Below are 11,226 nucleotides of genomic sequence, written 5' to 3'. Positions count from 1 at the left end.
GACGCGATGGTCTGGCCGATGGTCGCCGCGGGCACCTCCAACGACGAGATCCAGTTCGCCCGGGGCGTCCGCCCCGACTTCGGCGACGACCTGGACTGATCCCCGGCGGAGACCCGCCCCCTGAACGCCGGCCGCAGACCCCCTACCCCCGGAGGAGGTCTGCGGCCGGTGCCCTTGCACGTCCGGGCGGCGGGCGTGAGGAACGCCACTCCTTGACGAAGTCTTTACCCTGCCTTGACCCCTTTCGGCCGCGGGCCCACCTCTGAAAAGGTGGTACGAACCAACCACGCCGCCCGTACCGCGCCGAAGGGATCCCTCCCGTGCCCGTACCACGCATGCAATCGACCCCGCTGCCCGGCATCGGCGTGCAGTACGACCTGACCACCCGGGAACGGCAGCACGTCTCGGTGATCGCCCACCGGGACGGCACCCGCACCCTCAACACCTACCGCCGCGAGGACCCGGACGCCTGCGCCCACTCGCTGCACCTGACGGAGAGTGAGTCGGCCGCCCTCGTCGACGCCCTGACCCCCTCCCACCACAGCCCCAACGTGCTGCACACCTCCGGCCTCGGCCTGGTCGCCGAACGCGTCGAACTCTCCGGCGGCTCGCACTGGAACGGCCGCGCCCTGGGCGACACCCGGATGCGCACCGACACCGGCGTCTCCGTCGTCGCCGTCCTGCGCCGCACCGGCGCCGTCCCCTCCCCCGCCCCGAACTTCCGCCTGGCCGGCGGGGACACCCTCATCCTGATCGGCACCCGCGAGGGCGTGGACGCCGCCGCCGTGATCCTCGGCAGGGATTGACGCCCTCCCCTGGGTTCCTCGTTCAACGGGCCGTGCCCGGCGCGGTGCTTCCGCACCGGGCCTCACCGGCCGTCCAGTCATTGTGCACCACCTGCGCGCACCCGAACGTCCTCGCGAGCAAAGGTTGTTGATGCTTCGTCGGATACAGGCGGAAGGAGCACCGGAGACGCACGCCGCCAGTCCGCCCGGGGCCACTGACCACGCCCTGCACCGACAACCGCGAAAACCGTCCCGCCGCTTCGCGGCCAGCAGCCAAGAACCCGCTCCTCCTCGCCTCGAAGGCCGGAGCTTCCTGAGAGAACGAAGGTGAACGCTTGCAGACCGCCACCGTCTTCATCGAACTCGGCGCGATCATCCTCGCCCTGGGGCTGCTGGGCCGCCTGGGCTCCCGGTACGGCCTCTCGCCCATCCCGCTCTACCTGCTCGGCGGGCTCGCGTTCGGCCACGGCGGGTTGCTGCCGCTCAGTGCCAGTGAGGAGTTCGTCGCGACCGGCGCCGAGATCGGCGTGATCCTGCTGCTGCTGATGCTCGGCCTCGAGTACACCGCGGCCGACCTGGTGACCAACCTGAAGAGCCAGTACCCGGCCGGGATCGTCGACTTCGTCCTCAACGCGCTGCCCGGTGCGGCGATGGCGCTGCTGCTGGGCTGGGGGCCGGTCGCGGCGGTCGTGCTGGCGGGGGTCACCTGGATCTCCTCGTCCGGGGTGATCGCGAAGGTGCTCGGCGACCTGGGACGGCTCGGCAACCGGGAGACGCCGGTGATCCTGAGCATCCTGGTGCTGGAGGACCTGGCGATGGCGGTCTACCTGCCGATCCTGACCGCCCTGCTGGCGGGCGCCGGGCTGCTGGTGGGCAGCATCACGCTGGCCGTCGCCCTGGCGACCGCGGGCGCGGTGCTGTTCGTCGCACTGCGGTACGGGCGGCTGATCTCGCGCTTCGTCTCCCACGACGACCCGGAGAAGCTGCTGCTGGTGGTGCTGGGCCTGACCCTGCTGGTCGCGGGGATCGCGCAGAAGCTCCAGGTGTCCGCGGCGGTCGGCGCGTTCCTGGTCGGCATCGCGCTGTCCGGCGAGGCCGCGGAGGGCGCGCACACCCTGCTCAGCCCGCTGCGCGACCTGTTCGCCGCGGTCTTCTTCGTCTTCTTCGGCCTGAACACCCACCCGGCCAGCATCCCGCCGGTGCTGCTGCCCGCCCTGGCGCTGGCCGTGGCCACCGCCCTCACCAAGGTCGCCACCGGCTACTGGGCCGCCCGCCGGGCGGGCATCGCCGCCAAGGGACGCTGGCGGGCGGGCGGCGCGCTGGTCGCCCGCGGCGAGTTCTCGATCGTCATCGCCGGGCTCGCCGTCGCCGCGGGCGTCGAACCCTCCCTCGGCCCGCTCGCCACCGCGTACGTCCTGCTGCTCGTCATCATCGGCCCGCTGGCCGCCCGTTGGACCGAGCCGCTGGCCGCCCGCCTCACCCGCCGCGACGACCGGGCGGCCGCGGCGGAGGCCCGGCCCCTCCCCGAGGAACCGGGCGTCCACGTCTGACGCACCGTCACGCCGACCGCTCCGTCCGCTCCTGCCGCTCCGTCCGCTCCGTCCGCTCCTGCCGCCCGTCGTGGTCGTCCGCGACGGGCGGTCCGGGTCGGTCGGTGCGGGCTCAGTCGGCGGCGGGGGCGTGCACCCGGGGGTAGCGGTGGCCGGAGACCGCGGCGGCCAGGATGCCGCAGCGGTCCGGACCGCCGTCGGCAGCAGCCGGTTCGGTCGGCGGCCCGGCAGAGATGGGCCTCACCCTCTCGGTGACGCGTCGGTGCGGTGCGGTGCGGTGCGGTGCACCGGCACAGGGGGAAGCTGGCACCGGTCGGCCGAACTGCGCTGCCCGCGGGACCGTTCGGTCTCCGGTCAGCGGTGCTCGGCGGCGGTGATCGCGACGGCGACCCGGCCGGTGCGCAGGGAGGTGCGGCCGTGGGCGGGGGTGTCGAGGGGGCGGGCGAGGGTGAGCAGGTCGTGGTCGGCGGTGGTTCGGAAGCCGTGCTCGGCGAGCAGGGCGGCCAGTTGCTGCGGCTTCCACAGGGAGCGCCAGGGTTCGCCCGCGGTGACGGAGTTGCCGAGCAGGCGGGTGAGCAGGCGTCCGGCGGCGGCTTTCGCGGACGGGGCCTGGTAGTTGAGGACGAGTGCGCTGCCGGGGGCGGTGCGTCCGGCGAGTGCGGCGAGGGTGGCGCGCACCTGTTCGCGGGTGAGGTAGGGGACGACGCCCTCCCACAGCCAGGTGGTGGGGGCGGCGGGGTCGTGTCCGGCGTCGGCCAGGGCGGTGGCGAGGTCGTCGACGGCGAAGTCGACGGCGGTGAAGTGGACGGAGCGGGCGGCGGGTTCGGCTCCGGCGGCGGCCAGGCGGGTGCGCTTGTCCTGCTGGGAGGCGGGGTGGTCGACCTCCCAGACGTCGGTCCGGGCGAGGTCGGCGAGCCGCCAGGCGCGGGTGTCCAACCCGGCGCCGAGGACGACGAGTTGGCTGCCGGTCCGTTCCCGCAGCGCCTCGTCGATGGCGACCGTCCGCGGGACGGCGACCTCGGCGCAGGCGCGGACGCTCTCGTAGCCGGTGCGTTCCCGCCAGCCCTGCGGCGGCGTGCCCGCGCGGACCTGCTCGACCACCGTCCGCTCCTCGGCCCGCAGCAGCCGCACCGCCACCGGGTCGGCGAACCGCCCCACCGCGGCCCGCCCGTCCGCGGCGGCCCGCCCCTGGCAGACCAGCACCGCTGTCCGGCTCGCCGCGCGCGCCCGCTGCCCGTCCTGCCCGTCCTGCCCGTCCTGCCCGTCCTGCTGGCTCCGCCCGTTCTCGCCCATGGGCCCATTCAACACCTGGCTTCTCGGCTGCCGGCGGCGCGGAAGCAGTCGGGGTCCGCCGGGGGCAGGGCGCGGAGCCGGAAGTGCTCGGCGGTGCGCCGGGCGGCGGGAACGGAGGAGCGCCCGCCGGACCTTCCGGTCCGGCGGGCGCTCGGGTACTGGCGGGTCTTCGGTCGGGGGCCGGTCAGCCGTCGGAGTAACTGAGGTCGCCGACCGACCAGGCGCTGATGTCCGCGATGGCGATCCGGTACATGCCGCCGGTGTGCGGTAGGCCGAAGTCGCCCTGCAGGATGCGGGCCCGGTGGAGGTGGAGGTGGGTGGGGGGCTCGGGGTCGCCGCCGTCGGGGGGCGGGGCGAACAGGGCGGCAAACGGTTTCAGGTGGTCGGAGGTCTGCAGGACGTCGGCGACCCGCTCCCACCACAGGGCCACCGGGGCGAGCCTGCCGGTGATCACCGCACCGGGAACCACCACCGTCACGGACATCTGGTTGCTGTGCTCGGACTCCACCATCGTGGCGATGTCGACGAGCAGCCCGTCAGGGTTCGACATGACTCCGAGCCTAGGCCACCGCCCGGCTTTCGGGCCGGGATTCCGCCGCGGAGGCCGTTTTCCGGTCGCCGTCGGACGCCGAAATGGGAGAGCGCTCTCCCGCTTGACATGAATTCTTCCAGGTCATCACACTGCTGGGGCGAGAGAGCGCTCTCAGCGCTCACCCTCTCTCGCTGCGCGACCGCACACCCCCCCCACCCCGCCCCCACCTGCACGCGCACCCGAGGAGTCGACAGATGCTCGCGCCACGCCCGCACCACACGCGCCGCCCGCACCGAACGCACCGAACGCACCGGACCCCCGCCCCCGCCCGCACCCGCTGGAGCGCGCCCCTGTGCGCCCTCCTCACCGTCACCGCCCTGCTGGCGGGGCTGGTGCTCGCCCTCGCCCCCGCACCGCCCGCCCGGGCCGCGGCCACCCTGCTGTCGCAGGGCCGCCCGGCCACCGCCTCCTCCACCGAGAACGCCGCCACGCCCGCGTCCGCCGCCGTCGACGGCGACACCGGCACCCGCTGGTCCAGCGCCGCCGCCGACCCGCAGTGGATCCAGGTCGACCTCGGCTCGGCGCAGGCCCTCAGCCAGGTCGTCCTGCGCTGGGAGGCCGCGTACGCGAAGGCGTACCAGCTCCAGACCTCCACCGACGGCGCCAACTGGACGGGCGTCTACTCCAGCACCACCGGCACCGGCGGCACCGAGACCCTGAACGTCTCCGGCACCGGCCGCTACGTCCGGCTGTACGGCACCCAGCGCGCCACCCCGTACGGCTACTCGCTCTGGGAGTTCCAGGTGTACGGCGCGACCGCGCCGAGCGGCTGCGGGACGCAGAACGCCGCGCTGAACCGCCCGGCCACCGCCTCCTCCGCCGAGAACGCCGCCACCGGCGCGTCCGCCGCCTTCGACGGCGACCCGGGGACCCGCTGGTCCAGCGCGTTCAGCGACCCGCAGTGGGTCCAGGTCGACCTGGGTTCGGTGCAGGCCGTCTGCCGGGTGCAGCTCCAGTGGGAGACGGCGGCCGCGCGGGCGTACCAGCTGCTGGTCTCCGACGACGGCGCCACTTGGCGGCCGCTCTACTCCACCACCACCGGCGCGGGCGGCACCGAGTCGCTGACCGTCTCCGGCACCGGCCGCTACGTCCGGATGAACGGCACCGCCCGCACCACCGCGTACGGCTACTCGCTCTGGGAGTTCCAGGTCCACACCGTCGCAGGTGGCAGCAACTCCCCCTCGCCGTCGCCGAGTTCGTCCTCGACGCCGCCCGCCGACCCGTTCTGGGGCGACACCGGCACCATCCCGGCGGCGCAGAACGTGCTGATGGTGAAGGTGCTGAACCGCACCAACGGCGCCTACCCGGACAGCCAGGTGTACTGGAGCTTCAACGGGCAGGTGCACTCGATCGCCGAGCAGCCGTACCTCGACATGCCCGCCAACTCCTCCGGCCGGATGTACTTCTACCTCGGTTCGCCGACCAGCAGGTACGCCGACTTCATCGAGTTCACCGTCGGGCCGGACGTGTTCAACGGCAACACCACCCGGGTCGACGCCTGGGCCCTGCCGCTGGCGATGCGGCTGCACGCGGCCGACGGCTACGACGTGCAGGTCGGTGACGCGCGGTCGGTGTTCGACGAGGGCCGCGCCCAGGTGTTCCAGGACTTCGCGAACGCGGTGCCGCCGGAGTTCAAGGTGCTGGCGCAGACCGAGGCCCCGTACCGGATCATCGCGCCGGGCAGCGACCCGAGCTTCCGCACCGGCGGCGTGAACGCGAACTACTTCACGGCGTACGCGAGTTCGGTCGGCGTCAACGAGAGCACCTCGAACATCTTCGGCTGCGCGGGCAGCATGGCCGCGGACCCGGGCATGTGCTCGGCGCTGAACCGGCACGTCGCGACGCTGCCGCAGTCGCAGTGGTCCGACCCGACGAAGTACTACGCGGCGGGCCCGGCCAACTACTACGCCAAGTTCTGGCACGACCGCGCGATCGACGGCCTGGCGTACGGCTTCCCGTACGACGACTACGCGAGCCAGTCCTCGTACGTCTCGCACGCGGACCCGCAGTGGCTCGAAGTCGCCGTGGGTTTCTGAGTTCCGGCGCGTCCCCCACCCGTACGTCCGCGAGGAGAACCGTGAACGCACGTTCGGCCCGGCCGCCGGGGTCCGCCCCGGTGCCCCGGCGCACCGTGAAGACGCTGTGGACGGCGGCGCTCGCCGTCCTGGCCCTGCTCACCTCCCTGCTCGTCACCGACACGCCCGCCGCGCAGGCCGCCCCGGCGCTGCTGTCGCAGGGCCGGCCGGTCACCGCCTCGTCGGTGGAGAACGCCGGGACGCCCGCGTCCGCCGCCGTGGACGGCGACACCGGCACCCGCTGGTCCAGCGCCGCCGCCGACCCCCAGTGGATCCAGGTCGACCTGGGCGCGGGCGCGACGCTCGGCCAGGTCGTACTGCGCTGGGAGACCGCGGCCGCGAAGGCCTACCAGCTCCAGACCTCGAACGACGGCGCCAACTGGACGAGCGTCTACTCCACCACCACCGGCACCGGCGGCACCGAGACCCTGAACGTCACCGGCACCGGCCGCTACGTCCGGCTGTACGGCACCGCCCGCACCACCGCGTACGGCTACTCGCTCTGGGAGTTCCAGGTGTACGGCACCGCGGGGACGGGCGGGGGCGGCACGGCCTGCGGCACCCAGAACGCCGCGCTGGACCGGCCGGTGACCGCCTCCTCCGAGCAGAGCGCCGCCTTCCCGGCCGCGGCCGCGGTGGACGGCGACGGCGGCACCCGCTGGTCCTCGGCCGCCGCCGACCCGCAGTGGCTCCAGGTCGACCTGGGCGCGGTGCTGCCGGTGTGCCGGGTCTCGCTCGCCTGGGAGGCCGCGTACGCCTCGGCCTTCCAGGTGCAGGTCTCCGCCGACGGCGCCGACTGGACGGGCGTCTACTCCACCGCGGCCGGGCCGGGCGGCACCCAGGCCCTGGCCGTCACCGGGACCGGCCGCTACGTGCGGGTGTACGGCACCGCCCGGGGCACCCAGTACGGGTACTCGCTCTGGGAGTTCCAGGTCTTCACCGGCGGGGGCGGCAGCACCCCGTCACCGTCCCCCTCGCCCAGCGGCGGGAGCGGCAGTTGCGGCACCGTCAACGCGGCGCTCGGCCACCCGGCGACCGGTTCCTCCGCCGAGGACGGCAACCCGGCGTACGACGCGTTCTACGCGACCGACGGCAGCCCCCTGACCCGCTGGTCCAGTGCGGTCGGCGACCCGCAGTGGATCGCGGTCGACCTCGGCGGGAGCCTGCCGGTGTGCCAGGTGGTGCTGCGGTGGGAGAACGCCTACGCCACCGGGTTCCGGATCGAGCTGTCCGACGACGGCGCCAGGTGGACGGGTGTCTACTCCACCACCACCGGCACCGGCGGCACCCAGACCGTGAACGTCTCCGGCACCGGCCGCTACCTGCGGCTGTACACCACCGCCCGGGCCACCGGGTACGGCGTCTCGCTCTGGGAGCTGGCCGTGCGCACCGTCGGCGACAAGACCGTCGCCATCCCGCCGCCCGCGCCGAAGCCCGCCCCGGGCAACTGCCCGTGGCTGAACCGGCCGGACGTGCCGGTCGCGACCCGGGTCGCGCAGCTGATGGGCGCGATGACGCAGGAGCAGAAGGACCGGATGCTGTACGGCGACGGCTCCGACGTCTACATCGGGCAGATCGCCGGGCAGCCCGACCTGTGCATCCCCGACGTCAACTTCGAGGACGGGCCGAGCGGTGTCGGCGACGGCCTCGGCGGCGTCACCCAGTTCCCCGACGGGGAGGTGTCCGCGGCCACCTTCGACACCGACTACGTGCACGAGTTCGGCGTCGCGGTCGGCCAGGAGTTCGCGGGCAAGGGCGTGCACGTCTCGCTCGGCCCGACGGTCAACATGGTGCGCGACCCGCGCTGGGGGCGGGCCTACGAGACCTTCGGCGAGGACCCGTACCTGAGCGGGCAGATCGCGGCCGCGGACGTCCGGGGCATGCAGAGCCAGGGCGTGATGGCCGAGGTCAAGCACGTGGCCGCGTACAACGTCGAGCAGCCCTCCGCGCCCGGCAACGAGATCGTCGACGCCCGCACCCTCCAGGAGATCTACCTGCCGGCCTTCCAGACCGCGATCGAGAAGGGCGGCGCGGCGGCGCTGATGTGCGGCTACAGCATGGTGAACGGCGAGTACTCGTGCCAGAACCCGGCGCTGGAGAACGTCGCGATGTACCAGCAGGCCGGGTTCCAGGGCTTCATCACCTCGGACTGGGGCGGCATCCACTCCACGGTGCCGTCCGCCAACGCGGGCGAGACCGTCGAGATGCCGTTCGACGGCTTCTTCTCCGCGCCGCTGCTGCAGGCCGTCGCCGACGGCCGGGTCAGCCAGGCGACCTTCGACACCATGGTGTCCCGGGTGCTGACCCAGATGTTCCGCTTCGGCCTGTTCGACAAGGCGCCCAGCGGCTCGAAGACCGCGATCGTCGCCACCCCCGCCCACCGCGCGGTCGCCCTGCGCGGCGCCGAGGAGGGCACCGTCCTGCTCAAGAACAACGGCCTGCTGCCGTTCGACGCGAACGCCGGGCGCTCGATCGCGGTCATCGGCACCCAGGCCGGACCGGGCACGCTCACCTCCGGCGGCGGCAGCGGCAACGCGACCAGCTCCGGCACCTACACCCCGCTGTACGGCATCCAGCAGCGCACCGCGGGGACGGCCACCACCGTCGCCTACGACGACGGCACCGACCGGGCCGCGGCGGTCGCCCTCGCCAGGGCGTCGAACGTGGCGGTCGTGTTCGCGGCCGACGACTACGGGCACGAGACCGCCGACACCGCCACCCTCACCCTGCCCGACGACCAGGACGGGCTGATCGCGGCGGTGGCCGCGGCCAACCCGAACACGGTCGTGGTGCTCAGCAACAACTCGGCGGTCATGATGCCCTGGCTGAACCAGGTCGCGGGCGTCTTCGAGGGCTTCTACCAGGGCCAGGAGTTCGGCGAGGCGATCGCCGCCCTCCTGTTCGGCGACGTCAACCCCTCCGGCCACCTGCCGATCACCTTCCCCGCCTCGCTGTCCCAGGTCCCGGCGAGCACCCCCGCCCAGTGGCCCGGCACGGGCGGCACCGTCCAGTACTCGGAGGGCCTGAAGATCGGCTACCGCTGGTACGACGCCAACAACCTCACCCCGCTGTTCCCCTTCGGCCACGGCCTCTCGTACACCACCTTCGCCTTCTCCGACCTGCGGGTCGGCCCGCTCACCAACGGGAAGGCCACCGTCACCGCGACCGTCACCAACACCGGCACCCGGCCCGGCACCGAGGTCGCCCAGCTGTACGTCGGCGCCCCCGCCGCCACCGGCGAACCCCCGCACCAGCTCAAGGGGTTCCAGCGGATCACGCTGGAGCCCGGCGCCTCCGCCACCGCCACCTTCACGGTGTCCGCGCACGCCCTCGCCCACTGGGACACCACCACCTCCCACTGGACCGCCACCGCGGGCACCTACCGCGTCCTGGTCGGCGACAGCTCCCGCAACCTCCCCCTCGCCGCCGACCTCACCAACCCCACCACCGTCACCGCGGACGCCATGGACTGACCGCGCGCCGACCGGACGGCCCGTCAACCGGGCGGGCCGTCAACCGGGCGGGCTGTCAACCGAACCGCACGTCGACCGAACCGCACGTCGACCGGACGGCCCGGTGGCCGGGGCCGAGGCCCCGGCCACCGGGCCGCGGCGTCTCCGCGGGCGGGGGGAGGCGTCACCCCCCGGCCGGTGCGGTGGCGCCGTCCGCCGGGGTGTGCTCGGCCATCGCCTTGGTCCGGGCGGCGAAACCGGCTTCCTGCATCGCGACGCGGTTGGCAGCCGCCCAGTCGTTCGACGCGCGCAGCCGGTCGGCGGTCCCGCGGAAGCGCGGGACCACGAACCGGGCGAACAGGTCGAGGCTGCGGGCCTGGGCCGGGCGGGGGGCCCAGTCCTGGCAGGAGATGAGCAGGGTGCCGAAGCCGCCGGTGATCTCCTGGAGCTTGGCGATCGCGGTGACGACGTCCTCGACGTCCCCGGCGATGATGCCGTTGGCGGCGACCGTGGCTTCGAAGGCCTTGGTGCCGCTCATCGGGTTGCGCGACATCGGGATGCCGAAGGTGTCGATCCACAGTTCGTTGCGCTGGCGCAGCCAGCCGTCCCGGATGTCGTCCATCGCCTCCTGCCTGGTGGGTGCCACGTGGACGGGCACCACCAGCCGCCAGTCGTCGCGGGAGACCTGGCGGCCGGCTTCGGCCGCGGCCTCCTCGTGGTGGCGCCACTGGTCGGCGAGCCGTTCGATGCCCAGGGTGTGGCCGGAGCGCACGGCTCCCCACGGCGGCGCCGCGTGGGAGAGCACGCTGACGCCGAGCCGGCCGGCCAGCCGGACCCCGAACGGGGTGGCGGCGCTGGCGACGGTCACCTCGGGGCCGCCGGGGGTGAAGGGGTCGAGCTGGAGCCGGGCGTCGACGAGCCGGAACCAGTCCTCGTCGCGGGTGACCGTCCGGCCGGCGAGCAGGTCGACGACCGTCTCCAGGGCCTGGGCGGTGCGTTCGCGGGTGCTCTCGGGCGCGATCCCGAACATGTGCATGTCCGATATGACCGATCCGGCGCCGCAGCCGAGGATGAACCGGCCGCGGGTCATGTGGTCGAGCTGCAGGGCGCGCTCGGCGACCATGAAGGGGTGGTGGTACGGCAGCGCGGTGACGCCGGTCGCGAACTTGATCCGCCGGGTGCGCTCGGCCGCCGCCGCGATGAAGATCTCGGGCGACGGGATGGTGCCCCACCCCGCCGAGTGGTGCTCCCCGATCCACAGTTCCTCGTAGTTCAGCGAGTCGACCAGCTCGACGAACTCGAGGTCGCGCCGGTAGAGGAGGTTGAGGTCCTCGCCGATGGGGTGCAGGGGGGAGATGAAACAGCCGAAACGCATGGTGGTCCCTAAGAATGTGAGGCGGTCCGGGAGGACCGGGTGTGGCTGATGGTGGTTTGCCGTTGATGGCTCCGAAGGAATGGCCGCCCGGTCCTTCGGGATGC

The 11,226-nt window shown here is 73.5% G+C and carries 9 protein-coding genes; 4 read left to right on the top strand and 5 right to left on the bottom strand.

What is annotated here, in order from left to right:
• The first annotated feature begins 335 nt into the window (after positions 1 to 335).
• Positions 336 to 806 carry a cation:proton antiporter regulatory subunit gene (locus OO57_RS36320; protein ID WP_033257078.1) on the top strand — a complete coding sequence of 157 codons (471 nt, stop codon included), beginning with the start codon at positions 336 to 338 and terminating at the stop codon, positions 804 to 806.
• A gap of 22 nt (positions 807 to 828) precedes the next feature.
• Here OO57_RS36320 and OO57_RS44415 read toward each other — a convergent pair whose 3' ends face one another.
• Positions 829 to 1,143 carry a helix-turn-helix domain-containing protein gene (locus tag OO57_RS44415; RefSeq protein WP_234337681.1) on the bottom strand — a complete coding sequence of 105 codons (315 nt, stop codon included), beginning with the start codon at positions 1,141 to 1,143 and terminating at the stop codon, positions 829 to 831.
• On the opposite strand from OO57_RS44415, the gene OO57_RS36315 reads away from it, so the two are divergent.
• Complete coding sequence (locus OO57_RS36315) at positions 1,121 to 2,335, top strand: cation:proton antiporter (protein ID WP_033257076.1); 1,215 nt, start codon at positions 1,121 to 1,123, stop codon at positions 2,333 to 2,335. The genes OO57_RS44415 and OO57_RS36315 overlap by 23 nt on opposite strands.
• 112 nt (positions 2,336 to 2,447) lie before the next feature.
• On the opposite strand, the gene OO57_RS47110 is transcribed toward OO57_RS36315, so the two are convergent.
• The 3 genes from OO57_RS47110 to OO57_RS36305 form a co-directional block, all read right to left on the bottom strand.
• Complete coding sequence (locus tag OO57_RS47110) at positions 2,448 to 2,579, bottom strand: hypothetical protein (RefSeq protein WP_267885009.1); 132 nt, start codon at positions 2,577 to 2,579, stop codon at positions 2,448 to 2,450.
• Positions 2,580 to 2,689: 110 nt separating this feature from the next.
• On the bottom strand, positions 2,690 to 3,628 hold the full coding sequence (locus OO57_RS36310; protein WP_081974207.1) for a class I SAM-dependent methyltransferase: 939 nt from the start codon (positions 3,626 to 3,628) through the stop codon (positions 2,690 to 2,692).
• A gap of 184 nt (positions 3,629 to 3,812) precedes the next feature.
• Positions 3,813 to 4,178 (bottom strand): hypothetical protein, encoded by a 366-nt coding sequence (locus tag OO57_RS36305; protein WP_033257075.1) that lies wholly within the window; start codon positions 4,176 to 4,178, stop codon positions 3,813 to 3,815.
• 236 nt (positions 4,179 to 4,414) lie between these two features.
• Between OO57_RS36305 and OO57_RS47295 the strand changes: the two genes are divergently transcribed.
• Both OO57_RS47295 and OO57_RS40150 read left to right on the top strand, forming a co-directional pair.
• Positions 4,415 to 6,256 (top strand): discoidin domain-containing protein, encoded by a 1,842-nt coding sequence (locus OO57_RS47295; RefSeq protein ID WP_081974206.1) that lies wholly within the window; start codon positions 4,415 to 4,417, stop codon positions 6,254 to 6,256.
• A gap of 95 nt (positions 6,257 to 6,351) precedes the next feature.
• The gene (locus OO57_RS40150) at positions 6,352 to 9,768 is read left to right on the top strand and encodes a discoidin domain-containing protein (RefSeq protein WP_418909941.1); all 3,417 of its coding nucleotides are present in this window, start codon (positions 6,352 to 6,354) and stop codon (positions 9,766 to 9,768) included.
• Positions 9,769 to 9,931: 163 nt separating this feature from the next.
• On the opposite strand, the gene OO57_RS36285 is transcribed toward OO57_RS40150, so the two are convergent.
• Complete coding sequence (locus OO57_RS36285; protein WP_033257074.1) at positions 9,932 to 11,122, bottom strand: LLM class flavin-dependent oxidoreductase; 1,191 nt, start codon at positions 11,120 to 11,122, stop codon at positions 9,932 to 9,934.
• Positions 11,123 to 11,226 lie beyond the last annotated feature (104 nt).

The sequence above is a fragment of the Kitasatospora phosalacinea genome, from assembly GCF_000717185.1.
GTDB classification, from domain to species: Bacteria; Actinomycetota; Actinomycetes; order Streptomycetales; family Streptomycetaceae; genus Kitasatospora; species Kitasatospora phosalacinea_A.
Note: the sequence above shows the minus strand (reverse complement) of the source record. Positions and strands in the feature narration are given on the sequence as shown.

Bases quoted from the DNA above. Each gene is read 5' to 3' on its own strand.
- OO57_RS36320 (WP_033257078.1), top strand. From the start codon at position 336: ATGCAATCGACCCCGCTGCCCGGCATCGGCGTGCAGTACGACCTGACC.
- OO57_RS44415 (WP_234337681.1), bottom strand. From the start codon at position 1,143: ATGAAGACGGTGGCGGTCTGCAAGCGTTCACCTTCGTTCTCTCAGGAA.
- OO57_RS36310 (WP_081974207.1), bottom strand. From the start codon at position 3,628: ATGGGCGAGAACGGGCGGAGCCAGCAGGACGGGCAGGACGGGCAGGAC.
- OO57_RS36305 (WP_033257075.1), bottom strand. From the start codon at position 4,178: ATGTCGAACCCTGACGGGCTGCTCGTCGACATCGCCACGATGGTGGAG.
- OO57_RS47295 (WP_081974206.1), top strand. From the start codon at position 4,415: ATGCTCGCGCCACGCCCGCACCACACGCGCCGCCCGCACCGAACGCAC.
- OO57_RS36285 (WP_033257074.1), bottom strand. From the start codon at position 11,122: ATGCGTTTCGGCTGTTTCATCTCCCCCCTGCACCCCATCGGCGAGGAC.